Annotated in this window: 17 protein-coding genes; 13 read left to right on the top strand and 4 right to left on the bottom strand. The window is 36.4% G+C overall.

The features are described from left to right. Window positions 1-21 precede the first annotated feature (21 nt). The 6 genes from mutM to thrS all read left to right on the top strand — a co-directional run bounded on the left by mutM (window position 22) and on the right by thrS (window position 6,555). Complete coding sequence (gene mutM, locus BLR79_RS00525) at window positions 22-864, top strand: DNA-formamidopyrimidine glycosylase (protein ID WP_092083809.1); 843 nt, start codon at window positions 22-24, stop codon at window positions 862-864. 11 nt (window positions 865-875) lie between these two features. After that, window positions 876-1,466, top strand: coding sequence for a dephospho-CoA kinase (gene coaE, locus BLR79_RS00530; protein ID WP_092083810.1), 591 nt, complete (start codon window positions 876-878; stop codon window positions 1,464-1,466). Beyond that, entirely contained in the window at window positions 1,466-1,954 is a 489-nt protein-coding gene (nrdR, locus tag BLR79_RS00535) for a transcriptional regulator NrdR (protein ID WP_092083812.1), read from the top strand. Before coaE ends, nrdR begins: the two co-directional genes overlap by 1 nt. Next, the gene (locus tag BLR79_RS00540) at window positions 1,938-3,380 is read left to right on the top strand and encodes a replication initiation and membrane attachment family protein (protein WP_092083814.1); all 1,443 of its coding nucleotides are present in this window, start codon (window positions 1,938-1,940) and stop codon (window positions 3,378-3,380) included. Before nrdR ends, BLR79_RS00540 begins: the two co-directional genes overlap by 17 nt. A 4-nt stretch (window positions 3,381-3,384) precedes the next feature. Beyond that, on the top strand, window positions 3,385-4,302 hold the full coding sequence (gene dnaI / locus BLR79_RS00545; protein ID WP_092083817.1) for a primosomal protein DnaI: 918 nt from the start codon (window positions 3,385-3,387) through the stop codon (window positions 4,300-4,302). A 306-nt stretch (window positions 4,303-4,608) separates the two neighbouring features. After that, window positions 4,609-6,555 (top strand): threonine--tRNA ligase, encoded by a 1,947-nt coding sequence (gene thrS, locus BLR79_RS00550; RefSeq protein ID WP_092083819.1) that lies wholly within the window; start codon window positions 4,609-4,611, stop codon window positions 6,553-6,555. 90 nt (window positions 6,556-6,645) lie between these two features. Here the strand turns inward: thrS and BLR79_RS00555 are convergent, their stop codons facing one another. Next, the gene (locus BLR79_RS00555; protein ID WP_092083821.1) at window positions 6,646-7,953 is read right to left on the bottom strand and encodes a D-alanyl-D-alanine carboxypeptidase family protein; all 1,308 of its coding nucleotides are present in this window, start codon (window positions 7,951-7,953) and stop codon (window positions 6,646-6,648) included. 214 nt (window positions 7,954-8,167) lie between these two features. Here BLR79_RS00555 and BLR79_RS00560 point away from each other — a divergent pair, with 214 nt between their 5' ends. The 6 genes from BLR79_RS00560 (at window position 8,168) to BLR79_RS00585 (ending at window position 14,315) form a co-directional block, all read left to right on the top strand. Next, window positions 8,168-9,295, top strand: coding sequence for an O-antigen ligase family protein (locus BLR79_RS00560; RefSeq protein ID WP_159427548.1), 1,128 nt, complete (start codon window positions 8,168-8,170; stop codon window positions 9,293-9,295). A 274-nt stretch (window positions 9,296-9,569) separates the two neighbouring features. Then, a complete protein-coding gene (infC, locus tag BLR79_RS00565) occupies window positions 9,570-10,103 on the top strand; it encodes a translation initiation factor IF-3 (protein WP_407643812.1) in 534 nt (177 codons plus the stop codon). Window positions 10,104-10,119: 16 nt separating this feature from the next. Next, entirely contained in the window at window positions 10,120-10,317 is a 198-nt protein-coding gene (gene rpmI, locus BLR79_RS00570; protein ID WP_092083827.1) for a 50S ribosomal protein L35, read from the top strand. Window positions 10,318-10,349: 32 nt separating this feature from the next. Continuing rightward, complete coding sequence (gene rplT / locus BLR79_RS00575) at window positions 10,350-10,706, top strand: 50S ribosomal protein L20 (RefSeq protein ID WP_092083829.1); 357 nt, start codon at window positions 10,350-10,352, stop codon at window positions 10,704-10,706. An 84-nt stretch (window positions 10,707-10,790) separates the two neighbouring features. Beyond that, window positions 10,791-12,515 (top strand): ABC transporter ATP-binding protein, encoded by a 1,725-nt coding sequence (locus BLR79_RS00580; protein ID WP_092083831.1) that lies wholly within the window; start codon window positions 10,791-10,793, stop codon window positions 12,513-12,515. A gap of 15 nt (window positions 12,516-12,530) precedes the next feature. After that, complete coding sequence (locus BLR79_RS00585) at window positions 12,531-14,315, top strand: ABC transporter ATP-binding protein (protein WP_092083833.1); 1,785 nt, start codon at window positions 12,531-12,533, stop codon at window positions 14,313-14,315. Window positions 14,316-14,359: 44 nt separating this feature from the next. Here the strand turns inward: BLR79_RS00585 and BLR79_RS00590 are convergent, their stop codons facing one another. From BLR79_RS00590 to BLR79_RS00600, 3 genes are all read right to left on the bottom strand, one after another. Then, on the bottom strand, window positions 14,360-15,874 hold the full coding sequence (locus BLR79_RS00590) for an AcpB/EbpR/MafR family transcriptional regulator (protein WP_092083835.1): 1,515 nt from the start codon (window positions 15,872-15,874) through the stop codon (window positions 14,360-14,362). A gap of 526 nt (window positions 15,875-16,400) precedes the next feature. Then, a complete protein-coding gene (locus tag BLR79_RS00595) occupies window positions 16,401-17,078 on the bottom strand; it encodes a DsbA family protein (protein WP_092083837.1) in 678 nt (225 codons plus the stop codon). 60 nt (window positions 17,079-17,138) lie between these two features. Beyond that, complete coding sequence (locus BLR79_RS00600) at window positions 17,139-17,720, bottom strand: CYTH domain-containing protein (RefSeq protein ID WP_159427549.1); 582 nt, start codon at window positions 17,718-17,720, stop codon at window positions 17,139-17,141. 139 nt (window positions 17,721-17,859) lie between these two features. Here BLR79_RS00600 and BLR79_RS00605 point away from each other — a divergent pair, with 139 nt between their 5' ends. Next, complete coding sequence (locus BLR79_RS00605; protein WP_092083839.1) at window positions 17,860-18,708, top strand: NAD kinase; 849 nt, start codon at window positions 17,860-17,862, stop codon at window positions 18,706-18,708. The last annotated feature ends 2 nt before the right edge of the window (window positions 18,709-18,710 follow it).

Genomic DNA, 18,710 nt, shown 5'->3' on the forward strand with positions numbered 1-18,710 from the left:
TGAAGTCGAAAGGAAGATAATATGCCTGAACTACCAGAAGTGGAAGCGGTTAGAAAAGGATTAAATCAATTGGTCCAAGGAAAAGTCATTCAACAAGTGACGGTCGATTGGCCTAATATTATCGATACAACTCTATCCATTGATGAGTGGAGTCAACTACTTCAAAATGAACGCATTGAAAAAATCGAACGACGGGGCAAATATTTAATTATTTACTTAACTCATTGGGCTTTAATTTCTCACTTGCGAATGGAAGGAAAGTATAATTTTTATCCAAAAGGACAAGTCCCAAGTCAAAAAGGAAAACACGTTCACGTTCGCTTTTTAATGACTGACGGGAGTCAATTAGAGTATGATGATGTTAGAAAGTTTGGCCGAATGACATTGATCGACCCCCAAGGGGTCGGTCGCTATTTTGAAGAAAGAAAATTAGGCCCTGAACCAACGAAAGAACAATTTAGGCTAGATGACTTTGCCTCATCCCTTAAGAAAACAAAACGAGCCATTAAAACGGTTTTACTTGATCAAAAATCCGTCGCTGGATTAGGAAATATTTATGTGGATGAAGTATTGTTTCGATCAAAGATTCACCCGGAAACAAAAGCTGACCTGTTAACCTTAAATCAAGTGGAAACTTTACGAGAACAAATTATTCAAGTTCTCCAAGAAGCGACCGCTAAAGGTGGCTCAACCATTCGAACTTATAAAAACAGCTTAGGTGAATTAGGACAATATCAAAAAGAACTACAAATTTATGGCCGAACGGGTGCATTATGCATTCATTGCCAGACTCCCATTGAAAAAATAAAAGTAGGTGGCCGCGGAACTCACTATTGTCCTAAGTGCCAACCGTTAAAAGCTTAGGAGAGAGATAAATGAAAATAGGCATTACAGGAGGTATCGCGTCAGGTAAATCAACAACAACATTGTACTTAAAAGAAAAGGGCTGGCCCGTCATTGACGCCGATCTGATCGCCCGGCAAGTAGTTGAACCCGGAACTATTGGATTAAAAAAGATTGTTGAATACTTTTCAAAGGATGTATTAACGAGTGAAGGAACACTGGACCGGCCTAAATTAGGCAGTATTATTTTCAGTGATCCATCTAAACGCCAGCAACTCGATCGTATTTTACACCCTCTCGTTCAACAAGAAATCAAACGTCAAATGGAACAATACAAGGCAGCTTTTATATTTGCAGATATTCCGCTACTGTTTGAAGGAAATTATGAAACGTGGTTTGATGAAACGTGGGTAGTTTATGTACCTTTTGAAACACAAATCGATCGCTTAATGAAGCGTAACGGCTTTACAAAAGAACAAGCTTTAGATCGGATTCATAGTCAAATGCCTTTAGAAGAAAAAAAGCAATTAGCTACGCGAGTATTAGATAATTCAAAGGAACCCCAAGCATTGTATGATCAAATTGATCAAATATTAAATGAACTGTTAGGAGGGTGTTGTTAATGGAATGTCCAAAATGTCATCATGACAATTCAAAAGTGGTCGATTCAAGACCCACTAAAGAAGCGATCCGACGTCGTCGCGAATGTTTAAAATGTCATTATCGTTTTAATACCTATGAAAGAGTCGAACAAGTTCCTCTTTTAGTTGTTAAACGTGATGGAACAAGAGAAGAATTTAATAAAGATAAACTATTAAGAGGCATTATTCGAGCGGCTGAGAAACGCCCGATTACTCGGGAACAGATGAATGAATTAGCTAATAAAGTAGAATGGGCCATTCGTGAACAAACGGATCAAGAAATTGAAAGTGAACAAATTGGCGAATATATTATGCCGCTATTATTTGAACTAGATGAAGTCAGTTACATTCGTTTTGCGAGTGTTTACCGTCAATTTCAGTCTCGCGAGATGTTTTTAAAGGAACTAGAGTCAATGCCTCAAACATCGAAAGAGGATAAAGGAATGACCGATCATGGCTTGGACGATTAGCCCGCTACAACCTTTTAAAGTTCGCCATCAAAGTGTATTATCGGCCCTTCAACTGCAATCACTTATCCAACTATATCAGCCAATTATTGGAAAAGAAGCTCTCGCTTTGTATTTAACTCTTTATAATTTGCCTTTAGAAGAAGTTCAGTGGAGTCAAACGCGCATTCATTCAGAATTATTTACAATTTTGAATATGGGGGTCCCTCAAACCAATGAAGCACGGATGAAATTAGAAGCCATTGGATTGATGCGGACCTATCGTGATTCAAGTTCACAAGCGGATATTAACAATCAAAGCTTTTTATATGATTTACAACTTCCGTTGGATTTTAAGCAATTTATGGATAATTCGCTACTCAGTACATTGCTGTTTGAACGTATTGGTGATCAAAGCTTTAACCAGTTACTTAGATCTTGGCGAATTGATCGATTAGACACTAAACGTTACGTTGAAATAACCACTAATTTTGATCAAGTGTTTCAGCCATTATCCAGTCAAGCAACCTATAATGCGATTCAAGAGGAAATGGGCTATGAAGCCTTTAGACACCAAAAAGCCGAGACTTTTCAAGCGCAAGTTATTGAAACATTTGACTACAGTGTCTTTTTGAAGCACTTGATGAACGAAGCCATTGATCATACGGATTTAACGCAAGCTTTAAAAGAAGAAGTCTTAGCGATTCATACTATTTACGGTTTAAATGAATGGGAAATGGTTGATTTAGTTCGTTTAGCCATTAATCAAACAACTGGCCACATCGAAACCTTTCAACTAAAAGAAATTGCTTCTAAACGAGCCTTCCACCAAGAACAAAAAGATCAAAGACCGCAATCAGCTCAAAAAAATAATGAAGAAGAAAATCAGCGTAAACAAGCACTAGCAAGCGAATATCCTGATTTAACATCCGAAGAAATTCATTTAATTTATGTGAGTGAACAAATTCCTTGCGACGTGTTTGTTAAACGGATTAAACAGCTAAAAAATGGTTTCGCAACGGATCAAGAACTTTTTTATGTCAAAGATTTACTAGAAAAAAGTCAATTAAACCAAACGGTTATTAATATATTAGTCTATTATTTATTAGTGATTCAAAACCAAACAAATGTCTTTAAAGGCGCTTTAGAAAGAACGGCTAGCGAGTGGCAACAAAAAGGAATTGACACAGGAGCCGAGGCGTTAGAAGAAATTAAAGCTCAACAACAATTAGCAAAAATTCAAAAAGAAAAGAAACAAACCCAGTTCAACCAAGGATATAATAAACGGACGCGAAAAGAAGCAGATGTCCCAACTTGGATGAATCAACCAAGCGCTTCGTCATCTACGGATAAGACAGAAGAAAATGTCTCTAAACAACAACTAGAAGATGAAGCAGCACGCTTGCAAGCTCAACTTCAAGCGATGTTTAATAATCAAAAAGAGGGGTGATTAAATGAAATCAATGAGTGGATTATTAAAACGTTACACCCAGTCGCCAGAATTTATTAAAAAGCGTAATGAAGCGATCCAACAAATGATGAATTATCCGGAAATTAAAGCCTTTGTCGCTGAACATAATTTATCTCAAGATATGATTGAAAACAGTTATTCCAGACTTCATGAATATATGTTAGAAATGGAAGCGTTAAAACGCGGTGAAGACGGTCAAAACCCAGGATTTGCGCCGGTTTTGTTTTTACACGATAATTATATTGATGTAACCTATGAACCAACGAAAGATTATTTAAAAGAAAAAGAAGAACAAAAAGTTAAAGCGTTAATCGACAACCGGATGATCTCAAGAGACGTTAAAGATGCCACGTTAGCAGATTATGATATGAATACGACCCATCGCCAGCAATTAATGAAAGAAGCTCTTTCTTTTTTAGATCAGTACCGAAAAGACCCTTATCAAGCTAAAGGACTTTATATTCATGGTCCTTTTGGTGTCGGAAAGACTTATTTAATGAGTGCGCTAGCAAATGCTTTAGTTGAAAAAGAACGAGTAGCGGTGACGATGATGCATTATCCAACCTTTACTAATGAATTAAAAGGTTCTTTTGCTAGCAATAATACTCAACAAATTATCGATGACGTAAAAAAAGTGCCTGTTTTAATTATCGATGACATTGGAGCAGAAAGTAATTCGGCTTGGTTAAGAGATGATGTATTAGGAGTTATTTTAGAGTACCGAATGAAAGAATCTTTAGTGACATTTTTTACGTCCAATATGGATTATGCTTTATTAGAAAAGCATTTTTCAGAAACTAGAGATGACCGCGACTTATTAAAGGCCAAACGACTCATGGAACGTGTCTATTCTTTAACGAAAGAAGTAGAATTATACGGTCCTAACCGTAGACATCAATAATTATTAGTTGCAGAAAATTTAAAAATCAATTATGATAGTTTTAACAAGTATGAAGACACCTTCATAAGAAGCAGGCTCCAGAGAGAAACGGGTGGTGGAACGTTTCGCCTTAATTTTATGTAAGACCCCTTCATATCCCTTCAATGGAAAGCGTAAGTGATTAACATTGACGTTCTAGTGCGTTAAACTAGATGAAAGGTTAGTTTATACTAATGAATTTGGGTGGAACCACGTTTTAAGCGTCCCATTGTCTACAGAGGCAATGGGGCGTTTTTATGTTCACCTAACTTATAGGAGGAATTTAATATGTCACAAATTCAATTAACATTTCCTGATGGAAGTGTTCGCTCTTTTGATCAAGGCGTTACTGTAGAAGAAGTTGCGGGAAGTATCGCTCCATCACTTAAAAAAGCAACTTTAGCAGGTAAGTTTAACGATGAGTTAGTGGACTATAACCGTCCCTTAACTGAAGATGGTGCGATTGAAATTATTACAGATAAAAGTCCAGAAGCCTTAGATATTTTACGTCACTCAACTGCTCATTTAATGGCTCACGCGTTAACTCATTTATATCCTGGGATTCAGTTTGGTGTTGGTCCAACCATTGAATCAGGTTTTTACTATGATACTCATTTAGAAAAACCTATTAGTGAAGAAGATTTACCAAAAATCGAAAAAGAAATGAAGCGTATTATCGCTCAAAACGTACCGATCGTTCGTAAAGAAGTCTCTCGCGAAGAAGCGTTAGAAATTTTCGCTAAAGTTCCATTCAAAGTGGAATTAATTAATGATTTACCAGAAGATGAAGTCATTTCAATTTATGAACAAGGAGACTTTGTTGATTTATGTCGCGGGGTTCATGTTCCGTCCACTGGTAAACTACGTATCTTTAAATTACTTTCTTTAGCTGGGGCTTATTGGCGCGGTAACTCTGATAATACAATGATGCAACGTATTTATGGAACTGCCTTTTTCAACCAAAAAGATTTAGATGAATTTTTAAAAATGCGTCAAGAAGCAAGAGAACGTGACCACCGCCGTTTAGGTAAAGAATTAGATATCTTTATGATCTCTCAAGAAGTCGGACAAGGGTTGCCAATTTGGTTGCCTAAAGGCGCAACTATTCGTCGCGTCATCGAGCGTTACATTCAAGATAAAGAATTACAGTTAGGTTATGAACATGTTTATACACCCATTATGGCCAAAACTGACCTTTATAAAACATCCGGTCACTGGGATCACTACCACGAAGACATGTTCCCACCAATGGATATGGGAGATGGAGAAATGCTTGTTCTTCGTCCAATGAACTGTCCGCACCATATGATGATTTACAAAAATGATATTCGCTCATACCGTGACTTACCAATTCGTATTGCTGAATTAGGGATGATGCACCGTTATGAAAAATCCGGAGCATTATCTGGTTTACAACGTGTACGTGAAATGACTTTAAACGACGCGCATATTTTTGTTCGACCAGATCAAATTAAAGAAGAATTCCAACGCGTCTTAGACTTAATTCGCGAAGTATATAAAGATTTCAATATTACTGACTACCGTCTACGTTTAAGCTACCGCGATCCAAATAACAAAGAAAAATACTTTGACGATGATGAGATGTGGGAAACAGCTCAAGCAATGTTAAAAGAAGTTATGGATGAAAGTGGTTTAGAATACTTTGAAGCTGAAGGAGAAGCAGCGTTCTATGGTCCTAAATTAGACGTTCAATTTAAAACAGCCATTGGTATTGAAGAAACGATGTCTACCGTTCAATTAGACTTCTTATTACCAGAACGTTTTGATTTAACTTATGTCGGTGAAGACGGACAAGATGCGCACCGTCCAGTGGTCATTCACCGCGGAGTTGTTTCAACAATGGAACGTTTCGTGGCCTACTTAATTGAAGAGTATAAAGGAGCTTTCCCAACTTGGTTAGCACCGGTTCAAGGAGTCATTATTCCAGTTAACTTAGAAGCTCACGAAGAACATGTTCGTAAACTTCATGATGAAATGATTCGTCAAGGTTTACGTATTGAAATGGACTTACGTAACGAAAAATTAGGCTATAAAATCCGTGAAGCCCAAACGTCTAAAGTTCCTTACCAAATTGTTATTGGAGATCAAGAAATGGAAGACGGCACCGTTAATATCCGTCGTTATGGTTCAAAACAATCCCATACAATTCCGTTTGAAGATTTTATTCAACAAATTAAGGAAGATATTGCTGCTAAAAGTAATTACGACAAATAATAGAATTAACCGAAAGAAGTTTAAAGCTTCTTTCGGCTTTTTTTGTACAAAAAAAGAACTCACCCAATGATGAGTTCTTTAAAATATTCGTTAGAAGAAGTTAAATATACGACGCATGAAGTTAGTTAAGCCAGAATCACGATTGTTTTCTACCGGCTCGCCGTTAGTAATTTCTTCTTCGATAATTTTTTCAGCTTCTTGTTGCTTTTCTTCTTCTAATTCAGCACGTGTCTTCTTCCAAAAGACAGGAAGATCCATATTATATACTTCAGGATTGCGCTCAATACCGTTTAACATCGTCGCAATCTCTTCATAAGTGCTTAGTTCTTCACCGAATACGCCCATTGCCACCGCAATAATAGGGTGACCATCTTCATTAGAAGTAGCTACGAAGTTCTTGCCAGCTTGGTCTGTATAACCAGATTTCAAACCAGTAACTCCTGGACGACCAAAGTCATAGCCTTCGAGAAGACGGTTGTTAGTTGGTAGGACTTCTTCATAGTCTGTATCTTTCATAAAGGTATACTCGTCTTTTTTAGTGATATCTAAAATTTGCGGGTAATCTCTTACCGTATAGTAAGACATTAAAGCCACATCACGAGCAGAAAGAGTATTTTGATCATCAGCGGTTGATCCTTCTAACCACATTGATTCCGGTAAGTTTTCATTAGGTGCACCGGAAACAGAAAAGATTTGTCCATTTAAGCCCCATTCGTCTAACTTTTCTTGCATTGCTTTAGAGGCTTCTTGTTCAGAACCGTAAATCTCCCACATGACAGCAGAAGTTGCATCGTTAGCTGAAGCGATCATAATCGCATGCATTAAATCTTCCACAGGGTAAGCGACCCCTTTTTCAAGACCAACGTTTGATAATTCTGGATCTTGAGTAATGGTTTCAACAATTTCGTCATTAGGGGTAATTTTTTGATCTAAAGAAAGCTTGCCGTTGTCAATTGCTTCATAAATTAAATACATCGCTAATACTTTTGTCATTGACGCAATAGGATACGGCGTATTAGCATCTCGTTCTAATAAAACCTTTCCTGTTTCTGTATCGACGACAATATGAGAGCGAGTATCTAAAGGCAGTGTCGCTAAATCTTGAGGAAAGTCACTTGGCATTTGAAACACGTCATTTTCAACATCTGTAATGACTTCTTTGGATAAATCAGGTGTTTTTGTGTATCCCGATGGAAGTGACTCATCTTCTTCGTGAGATTCTGCTTGTTCTACTTCTTGAGCTTGTTCGGTTTCTTGAGTAATTTCTTCCGTATGTTCTACTTCCTCAGTTTGTTCTGCTTCATCTTCAGCAAAAGTAACCATTGGCAGAGTAGTCATAAATGTTTGCGCTGCAAGCAAACTTGTTAGGAAAATACGTGATAGTTTACGATATTGCACAATGAGGCCTCCTATAAAATTAATCCTATTTATTATATATGACCTATAAGTAGAGTGCAATAACTTCAATAGATAATTCTTAAGTGGAGTTCATAGGGCTTTTGCTAAAACTCTTTGTAAAGTAAAGAAAATAACCTATAATAAGACATGACTGAAAGGCAGGTGACTTTATTTGGTTTATCCACCGACGATAAAAAAACATAAAAGATGGTTGATGGTGGCGCTTTTATCGTTAATGCTACCTTTTTATATTCATATACCTATTTTAGTTTGTACGCTTATTATTTTAATGCCGTCTTATAAAGAAACAATTTTTAATGTGCTTAAATCCCAACCAACATTTTTAACTTTTTTCATGTTAAACGCCGGGACATCACTTTTCTATCGTAACTGGTTAGGAGCGGCAGCTTCGTTAGCATTTTTGTTTGTCAGCATTTTTTTCATTATTTATAACCAAATAGTAACACCTAAACTGTTCTATCAAATAATTCATCGACTATTTCTTACGAGTGGCTTAGTGGTCCTGTGGGAGTTGTTTAATTACCGACGCTATTTAATACAGCATAATGAAACATGGCAATACGTGTTTACGTCACCGAATCCTTATTACCGCGCACAAGCATCCTTTGTCAACGCCAATTATTACGGTTTAATTTGTATTTTCATGGTTTTAATTGGCATGTATTTATTATTTAAAACCCATTCTGTCAAAAAGAAGTTACTTTATTTAAGTATTATTGCTTTAAATATCTTAGGAATGATCATGACGGCGTCTCGTATGTTTATTCCTACGTTATTCATTGGAGTAGCTATTTTTTCATTCTTTAAGTCACCACGTTTAGCAAGAAGAAGCTTTTTAGTGGCTTGTTTAGTCATAGGTTTTATTCTATTGAATCCTTCTTGGTTACCACGAATGCAGTCGATTTCTTATGGTATTGAAGATCGGTTATCCATATGGAAAGTGGGTTGGAAAATCTTTCAACTCAATCCTTTATTAGGAAAAGGTGCCTTTAGTTACCGGACGAATTATTACTTATTTACTAATAAAGGACTAATGCACAGTCATCAACTACTGATTGATATTTTAGCTAACTACGGTTTAATAGGCTTGTTTTTATTGTGGGACAGTTTGATTCCTCTTGCTAGAAAAGTGACTCGCCTTTATCGTCGACCAGTTGCTCATTTAGAGACGGGGCTAATTATTTCGGTTATACTGTGCGTATTGATTCATAGCATTGTAGATGTATCGATTGTATGGTTGCAGACAAGTTTTATTTTATTACTCATTATTTCAGCGCCGGAATCAGTTTATTTAGAACTAGAATCCTTACAAATAGATTAGTTTAAAAATAAAGGTTGTATTGGCTGTTTATTTATGATAGTTTATTAAAGTGCTCATCAGCGAATAAAAAAGACTTGTTATTCACTGATCGATATACTATTCTTAAATAGATGAGACAACAAGTAGAAACATGCCGTTTCTCGCCAACAACCTTTAGTTCATTGGCAAATCATTTCAAAGTGCTTATTTTTACCAATAAGGCTTTATTATGTGCGGCAGTTTATACTTATGTATAAACTGTTTTTTTTAATAGATACTTGTTAACTCAAATATTATGGAGGTGGCCGCTATCGCAAAAGGTATGTTCGTTAACGAAGAGATTCGCGCACGCGAATTACGAGTGATTGGTAATGACGGTGAACAAATTGGCGTCAAATCGACGGAGGATGCATTAACGATTGCAGAATCTTTCGGTTTAGATTTAGTTCTTGTTTCACCTAATGCCAAACCCCCAGTCGCAAGAATTATGGACTACGGGAAGTATCGTTATGAAATGCAGAAAAAAGAACGTGAACAACGTCGTAACCAAAAGGTTGCAAGCGTTAAAGAAGTTCGCTTAAGTCCTTCAATCGAAGAGCACGACTACCAAACAAAATTACGTCAAGCCATTCGATTTCTAGAAAAAGGCGACAAAGTTAAAGCAACGATCCGTTTTAGAGGACGTGCGATTACACATAAAGATTTAGGCCGAGATGTCTTGGAAGACTTTATTGAAGATACACAAGATATCGCAAGTGTTGAAGTGAAGCCTAAAATGGAAGGTCGCAGCATGTTTACAATGCTCGTACCAAAAACAGAAGATAAATAACAGGAGGATTCTTTTCATGCCAAAACAAAAAACACACCGCGGTTTAGCAAAACGCGTTAAGAAAACAGCTTCAGGTAAATTAAAACGTTCACGCGCATTTACAAGTCACCGTATGCACGGTAAAACTAAAAAGCAACGTCGTCAGTTACGTCATTCAACTTTAGTGCATCCGTCTGACCAAAAACGTATTGCGCAACAACTATCATCACTATAATATTCTAATACAACTCAAGGAGGAATTAATCAATGGCACGTGTTAAAGGTGGAACTGTTACACGCCAACGTCGTAACCGTACTCTTAAATTAGCTAAAGGTTACTATGGCTCAAAACATGCATTATATAGAACAGCTAAGCAACAAGTAATGAAATCATACATGTATGCTTACCGTGATCGTCGTCAAAAGAAACGTGATTTCCGTCGTCTATGGATTACACGTATTAACGCAGCAGCACGTATGAACGGTTTAAGCTACTCTGTATTAATGAACGGCTTGAAAAAAGCTGGTGTAGAAATTAACCGTAAAATGCTTGCAGACTTAGCTGTTCACGATGAAGAAGCTTTTGCTTCTTTAGTTGAAACTGCTAAAAAAGCGTTAGCTTAATTTAAAGACTGATGAAAAGAACATTTCCCCTTGATTGAGGAGATGTTCTTTTTTCCATATTTATTTATAAAAGGAGGTTATTATTTGAAGCTCATTTGGCAATATTTAAAAAAGCATCCTCAATTATTGTTCCTTGATTTATTTGGGGCCATGATGTTTGTGGTTGTTAACTTAGGATTACCGACCATTCTATCCTTTATTATCGACCAAGCGATTGTGCCAAAAGATATTCCAAGACTTTATTATTGGCTTATCGTGATGGGGGTCGTCATTATTTTAGGAATGTTAGGACGAATTGTTTTAATATATGCCGCATCTAAGTTGACAACGACAATGGTTAAAGATATTCGAAACGACTTATTCGATAAAATTCAACAATTCTCCCATCAAGAATACGAAACAATTGGTGTTTCTTCTTTAGTCACACGTGTAACCAGTGATGCGTTTGTCTTAATGCAGTTTACTGACCAAATGTTACGAGTTGGAATGATTACACCCATTATGATGATCTCAAGTTTAATTGCGGTTTTAATGACCAACCGTTCGCTGGCGTGGATTATTCTTTTAGCTATGCCATTTGTCGGTTTAGCGGTCTTTGTTATCGCACGAAAATCTCACCCTCTATCTCAAAAACAACAAAGTAATTTAGATTTGCTTAACCAATATGGTCGAGAGAATTTAACGGGACTTCGAGTGATTCGAGCATTTGCTAGAGAAGAATATCAAGAACATAAATTTGATGAAGCTAACCAGTCCTACGCAGGGGTTTCTTCCCGTTTATTTAAACTAATGGGAACGGCTCTTCCGGCCTTTTTACACATTTTCTTTTGGATGTTAATTGCGATTATTTGGTTTGCTTTAAAACCACTTGCTGATGGCACATTATTAGTCGGAAACTTAGTTGCTTTTGTCCAATATAGTTTCCATGCACTATTTTCCTTTATGTTATTAGCTAACTTATTTATTATTTATCCGAAAACTTCGGTCTCGGCAGAGCGTCTTCAAGAAATTTTTGATATGCCGATTTCGATTGATATGAACGAATCAGGAATTAAAGAAACTCAAACTCAAGGTTACTTAGAGTTTGATAATGTGACTTTTGCTTATCCGGGAGAAACAGAAAATCCGGTATTAGAAAATATTAACTTTAAAGCAAAACCTGGAGAAATTGTCGCCTTTATAGGAAGTACTGGAAGTGGTAAATCTACTTTAGTTCAATTAATTCCGCGCTTTTATGACGTCACCTTAGGACGAATTATTTTAGACGAGGTGGATTTACGCGACTATAACTTGAAAGCATTACGTCGTAAAATTGGTTTCGTTCCTCAAAAGTCCTTGCTGTTTACAGGAACCATTGGTGACAATTTACGTTTTGGTAAATACAATGCTGAAGAACGTGAATTAGAACATGCTTCAGATATTTCTCAATCGCGAGACTTTATCGAAAAAAGTCAAAAACGATTCCAAACTTACTTGGAAGAAAGTGGCGGTAACTTATCTGGAGGACAGCGCCAACGTTTATCTATCGCCCGCGCTTTAGTTAAAAAGCCAGCTGTTTATATATTTGATGATAGCTTCTCTGCTTTAGACTATCAAACGGACAAGCAATTGCGTCGTCGCTTAAAAGAAGTGACTCACGATGCGACTGTTTTAATTGTCGCTCAGCGGGTAACAAGTATTATGAATGCTGATCAAATTATTGTTTTAGATAAAGGGAAAATTGTCGGGCGAGGAACCCATGAAGAGCTCATGGCCTCCAATGAAATTTACCAAGAAATTGCTTATTCCCAAATAAAAGAAGAAGAATAGAAAGGAGGCTACTCAATGGAAGTTACACAAAGTGCACCTAAAGAAACTAATTTTGTTCGCAAGTTATGGAGCTTTATGCATCGCTACCGCGGCTCTTTATATTTAGCTATTTTGTTTGTGGCGATTAATGCGATTCTTTCCGTTTTAGAGCCTTTTATTCTAGGTCTTATTATTACGGAAATCACTGAAAACGTTCTTGCTATTGCTAGAGATATTCCTGGAGCTAGTATTAATTATCCTAAAATTACTTGGCTTTTAGTTATTTATTTCATTCGAAGCGTTGTCGTTCAAGTGGCACTTTACAGCCAAAACTTCTTTATAACGAATGCGGTCCAATCAACCGTTCAAGACATTCGAAAAGCTTTAAGTCATAAATTAAATCAATTACCCGTCAGTTATGTTGACCGTCACCAGTTCGGAGACTTGTTAGGACGTTTAACGAATGACGTGGAAGCTGTATCCAATGCGATGCAACAAAGTCTACTTCAAGTAGTCGAAGCGATCTTAAAACTCACTTTTGTTGTTGCTTTTATGCTTTATTTAAACGTCACATTAGCCATTATTTTAACGGTTACGATTCCGCTATGCTATTTTGTAGCGAATTATTTAGTTAAAAAGTCTCAACCTTACTTTAATAAACAACAAAATATTTTAGGCGATTTAAATGGCTATATTCAAGAAAACTTTTCCGGCTTTACAGTTGTTAAACTGTATTCAAGAGAAGCAGCCGCAAGTCATGAATTTCGCCAAATTACAAAAGAATTGGCAGAGGTGGGCTTTAAATCCAGCTTTATTTCTGCTCTAATGTTACCTTTAGTCGGTGTTATTTCTCATGGAAGTTACTTAGTGGTCGCTTTTGTAGGAAGTTTACAAGTCATTGCGGGTACTTTAACCATCGGTAACTTACAAGCTTTTTCTGAATATGTTTGGCAAATTAACCAACCGATTCAAATTTTAACTCAGCTATCAGGTATGATTCAAACAGCTAAAGCAGCAACGGATCGTATTTTTGAAGTGTTAGAAGGACCAGAGGAAGTAGACGAAGCAACGATTAAATTAGAAAAACCTTTAACAGGTCAAGTTACTTTCGATCAAGTATCTTTTTCTTATACGCCTGAACAAGAATTAATTCGCGACTTTACAGTGGACGTAAAGCCCGGTGAAATGGTAGCTATTGTAGGACCGACTGGTGCTGGTAAGACAACGATGATTAACTTACTAATGCGCTTTTATGATGTGGATGAAGGAGCTATCCGGGTGGATGGGATGGATGTCCGCGATTTATCTCGTCAAGAGTACCGTCAAAATTTTGGTATGGTATTACAAGATACATGGTTATTTGAAGGTACTGTCAAAGAAAACTTACGCTTTGGTAATTTAGAAGCAACGGATGAAGAGATTGTCGAAGCGGCAAAAGCTGCCAATGTTGATCATTTTATTCGTACCCTTCCTGGAGGATACAATATGATGATGAACCAAGAATCATCAAATATCTCTCAAGGTCAAAAACAACTCTTTACGATCGCAAGAGCTTTGTTGTCGGATCCTAAAATTTTAATTTTAGATGAAGCGACAAGTTCTGTTGATACGCGTTTAGAGCTTTTAATTCAAAAAGCGATGAATCGCTTAATGGAAGGACGAACTAGTTTTGTCATTGCCCACCGCTTATCAACGATTCAAGAAGCAGATAAAATTATTGTGATGAAAGATGGCCAAATTATTGAAATTGGTGACCATGAAAGCTTATTAGAAAAAGAAGGTTTCTACGCGAATCTATATCACAGTCAATTTGAAGAGTAAATTTTAATCCCCTGGTGAACTTTTTTAGTTCATCAGGGGATTTTTTATTTCTCTCGTTGGCAAGCGAGGGGATCTTCACCAAAATTCAATTGATGAATCAACTTTGAAAAGTTTGCATAATCAACAAAAGAAGGTAACTCTTCTGTAGCACACATCACTTTGCCGTCAATGGGAGGAATATAAAAATTGCTGACTACAATATCAATATCCATTTTTTCAATTTTATCGATATCGATAATGGCGTCTGTATATACGGTTGTTTGGATGCGATGGGAAAAGTTTAAAGCGATATAATCTTTAATCATTTTGGCGTGTTGTAGACTATTTCTAGAAATAATTAAAACCTTAATACTTCTTAATTTTTCACCTAAGCGCAACATTAACCCTTTCCACGTTACAAATAAAACCATCGTTAAATCATCGATGATATGAGAGTTATTTTCCGATTTATAAGGCATCATCTCTACGTAAGTCGCTAGACCTTCTTGAATCGTTTGATAAAACTTTGGGTACATGGTTTTCACACTTTGGTTGAAACAAAAAGAAGGCTCATAAGCAATTCCTTTATTACCGATTTCTAGAAAAGAGTGATAGCTTGCAACATGAAGTGCATCGATAATTTCTGTACGATTAGGAATTTCAAGATCAAAATTACTTTCAATCTTTTCAAAGAAATGAAACAAGTAAGTTTGAGGCCCAATCATATCTGGAAGTTGTTCAAAAATATTAAGGATATCCTTTTGAGATAAGAAATAACACGTATTGGCGATCGGACCTAAAAATTGAGTCACAAAAGAGATACTGTAAGGTACGCCTAAGTCTTTTTCAATAATATTTTTGAGTTTCTTTTTTCGCTCAGCACTCATCGTTTCAACGAACCGTTTAGCACCCTCGTCGTTCATTTGAGCAAAGAAACCTTGTTTAAAGCGCATTAAATTGATCAGTAAACTGAGCTTTAACGTTCGATAACTTCCTACATTGATCTGTGTTTCAAAGTGGTCTAAATACACTTGCGCAATTTGATCAAAAGGTGCTTCAGCAATGAAGTCAGGCCAAAAGAGAGGAGGATACAGTTCGATAAATAATCTTAAAAATAAATTACGAACGTTTTTCTCGTCTCCTAAAACTTGGTAAGGGTTAGTTTCAATTTGGACATCATACTCTTTGAGTATGGCGTTGATTTCTTTTACGCGTCGATATAGTGTGGATGGACTAATATGAAGCTCTTCTGCTAATTCTAAGTCGTTTAAATTAGGATTTCTAAAAATAATCATTCCTAATTCAACCACTTCTAAATCACGAAGAAAAAGGCGATGAATATCTTGCAAGTTATAATTAATTGGAAGTTGCATGTCGATCGTCTCTTTATGAAGAGTAATCGTCATTCCTTTAAAGCGCGCTTGGATGTCTTTTAATGTCTCTTTAAAAACCGTCTCTGAAATAGAAAACTCTTCAAAAACTTCCGCACAAGGAATTGGATGATGTTTCCCCACTAAATAAGTAATCATATCTAATTGTCTTAATTCAGTTGTGGATAATAATGATTCTAAAAATTTCATTTTACAATTCCTTTCATTTGTAATAAGACTGTTCTTTTAATTTGAAATAACGAACAAATGGAAGATAAAAAAGTATGGCGTTAAATAAGATTGATTATTGAAAGAACCTAAGTCATCGGTTGTATGAAACTATATATTACTTACGTTTTTTATACAAGCGAGATCGTTGAACGTATGAGTAAAGGCGAATTATGAGTTGATCAACTGGTCACTTTAAAGGGTTCATCCAAAGCTTATTTTAGAGAACTCCTTTTTAAAGTGAGAGATGAATAAATCTTATTCAAATAGACCGCTATTCAAAAAGGAGTCATCGGTCGATTGAAATTGAAAAGAAATTTTCTTGTAGACACTTTATACTATCTAGTGTAATGGTTATTAGATGTTTTGGAGATAGTTTAGTAGAAAATCGAAAAACATTCTAATAAAAATCCCAATCACTTGAGGTGGTTGGGATTTTTTGTTTTCATATCAACGGTTATTGACGAAATAAAAAGACTACCGATCAAAAAGATAGTAGTCGTTAGAGTTAATGGTGAACGATGCGAAGACGTGGTTGATGTTTACGCTTCGTTGAGTAGCGATTTTGTTCGATAATCAATCGAAGTTGACGTAAAATATTTTCTTTAGTTAGATCTTGGGTTAAGATCACGCCGTGACCACTGAGGCTGTGCTCAAAAATAACTAGGGAGGGGGTGTGCTCAATGCCCATTTCCATCGCAATTTTTTGATCTCGTAAATAAATGCGTTTAACTAAGTCGGATTGGTAATCACTCATAAAGACATCGAGCTCTAAACCAACTTTTTTTGCGACTTCATAAGGAACTTGATGATTAAATAGTCGATAATCTCCCTTAGTCATTTCTTGCATCGCTAGCATGTATTGATGTCCCGAACGTTTTCCTTGAAAACAGGCAGCTTTATAAGAAAGGGCTGCTTGATAAATTTTTTGAAAAATATCATTGCGACAATCTAATGATGAACAGGGAATGTTTTGTGACTGAATAAAGTCTGTGACTGTTTTTTGATTATGATAACAAATAATATGCAAATCAACAGGATTACACATCGTTTGACTCAATCGCATAACTTCCGTTTCAAAACGATAACAATCCGGTTGAAGTGGATTAACAAATAAATAAAATTCAAAGATAGACGGTTTACCATTAGCGTGGTACCGAATGCGATAATTCCTTTCGGTTACCATGAGCAATATTCCCCCTTTTTAGGTACGAATGTAACGAGAGCTATCTGTAGATTAGATCACTTAAATAGAGCGTTTTGTCGCTTGAGCAACACGAGCGATTTTTTTAGGAGCGGGTTCGTTAGGGATATTAAACTGTTCTAACAGTTGATTAAAGAAGATCAGGCCTTCTTTTAAGTTTGTCATCTCTAACTCCATTTCATAGTCGGTTATATTTGCATACTGACTTTTGTCCAGAGCAATATCCCCATAAGGTGTTGCGATCCAATAACGATAGGTTTCAATTTGATACGTTTTATGTAAAGTTGAAAGATCAATATGATGATCCTTGAAAAAACTCTGCAGTGCTTCTAAATGAATCCATTGTGGTTCAATCGTTGAAGGAGCAGGTTGAATCGGTTGATTGTTAGATTGATTAATTTCTAGTGCATCATATTGATTAAGAGATTGTTTCAAAGTCCATTCGCTTGTAGTCTTAAAGTTTCTTAGACGAAAGGCACTTCGTAAATCTTTTAATGTGCTATTTACTGTATCATAATAGGTGTTTTCTTGGTATAAAAAAGACTCGTCCTCGACATTGAAATATTGCTTTAGCTGAGTAAATTGTTGAAGTGTCAGTAAAACTTTAGCTTCAGTTTCAATCAAATGGGCTCCCTCCTTTAGTAAAATGACTGAATATAAGCGCTGTCACTTTAATTATATGAAGAGGAAAGAACGAATTCAAATAAAGACACTTAATGTGCTAAAATAAGAATGATGAACATTCACTTGAGGAGGAGAAAAGATGTCTAAACGTGTTTTGATTTATGCGAACGACAGACCCCATTCACAAACAATAAAAAAAGAGCTAAAGGAAAAGTTATGCTTTGCTGAATTTGATTTAATTGAAGACGAAGCCAACAATCCCTTTATTACCCCTCCTGACTATATTATAACCATTGGTGGAGATGGAACGTTGTTAGGTGCCTTCCATACATTTGAAAAATGGATTCATTATTCTCACTTCGTAGGAATCCATACAGGACATTTAGGCTTTTATACGGATTGGCGTCCCGATGAGCTCGATGAATTGATCGACTATCTTCATAACGATACGGGCGCTTTTGTTAGTTATCCGTTATTGCAAATTGAAATTAAAAATAACGACGAAACGGTTAAATGCGTCAAGGCGCTGAATGAACTTTCTTTACGCACGCTAGGAGGTACGATGGCTTGCGATATCTATATTCAGCATGAGTTTTTTGAAACCTTTAGAGGAGATGGCGTTTGTATTTCAACGCCAACGGGTTCTACTGGATTAAATAAATCTATCGGGGGAGCCGTCATTCACCCACGAGTCGATGCGATGCAATTAACAGAGATGGCTTCTATTAATAATCGTATTTATCGTACATTAAGTTCCCCAATGGTGATCGCTAAAGATGAAGTGGTCGAATTGGATCCGCGTTCTTTTGGTAAAGAAATTATTATTTTAGTTGATAACATACGGATTGATCCGGGCGCTTTTGATCGCATTAGCGTGCGCATTGCCAACGAGCGAATTCGTTTTGGAAAGTATCGCCATACTCATTTTTGGGACCGGGTGGAAAATTCTTTCTTAGGTAATAAAAAAGAACAAGAAGAGACGAATTAAGA

The sequence above is a fragment of the Dolosicoccus paucivorans genome (genome assembly GCF_900100125.1).
Taxonomy (GTDB): Bacteria; Bacillota; Bacilli; order Lactobacillales; family Aerococcaceae; genus Dolosicoccus; species Dolosicoccus paucivorans.

Bases quoted from the DNA above. Each gene is read 5' to 3' on its own strand.
- mutM (WP_092083809.1), top strand. From the start codon at position 22: ATGCCTGAACTACCAGAAGTGGAAGCGGTTAGAAAAGGATTAAATCAA.
- coaE (WP_092083810.1), top strand. From the start codon at position 876: ATGAAAATAGGCATTACAGGAGGTATCGCGTCAGGTAAATCAACAACA.
- nrdR (WP_092083812.1), top strand. From the start codon at position 1,466: ATGGAATGTCCAAAATGTCATCATGACAATTCAAAAGTGGTCGATTCA.
- BLR79_RS00540 (WP_092083814.1), top strand. From the start codon at position 1,938: ATGGCTTGGACGATTAGCCCGCTACAACCTTTTAAAGTTCGCCATCAA.
- dnaI (WP_092083817.1), top strand. From the start codon at position 3,385: ATGAAATCAATGAGTGGATTATTAAAACGTTACACCCAGTCGCCAGAA.
- thrS (WP_092083819.1), top strand. From the start codon at position 4,609: ATGTCACAAATTCAATTAACATTTCCTGATGGAAGTGTTCGCTCTTTT.
- BLR79_RS00560 (WP_159427548.1), top strand. From the start codon at position 8,168: ATGGTGGCGCTTTTATCGTTAATGCTACCTTTTTATATTCATATACCT.
- infC (WP_407643812.1), top strand. From the start codon at position 9,570: ATGGAGGTGGCCGCTATCGCAAAAGGTATGTTCGTTAACGAAGAGATT.
- rpmI (WP_092083827.1), top strand. From the start codon at position 10,120: ATGCCAAAACAAAAAACACACCGCGGTTTAGCAAAACGCGTTAAGAAA.
- rplT (WP_092083829.1), top strand. From the start codon at position 10,350: ATGGCACGTGTTAAAGGTGGAACTGTTACACGCCAACGTCGTAACCGT.
- BLR79_RS00585 (WP_092083833.1), top strand. From the start codon at position 12,531: ATGGAAGTTACACAAAGTGCACCTAAAGAAACTAATTTTGTTCGCAAG.
- BLR79_RS00590 (WP_092083835.1), bottom strand. From the start codon at position 15,874: ATGAAATTTTTAGAATCATTATTATCCACAACTGAATTAAGACAATTA.
- BLR79_RS00595 (WP_092083837.1), bottom strand. From the start codon at position 17,078: ATGGTAACCGAAAGGAATTATCGCATTCGGTACCACGCTAATGGTAAA.
- BLR79_RS00605 (WP_092083839.1), top strand. From the start codon at position 17,860: ATGTCTAAACGTGTTTTGATTTATGCGAACGACAGACCCCATTCACAA.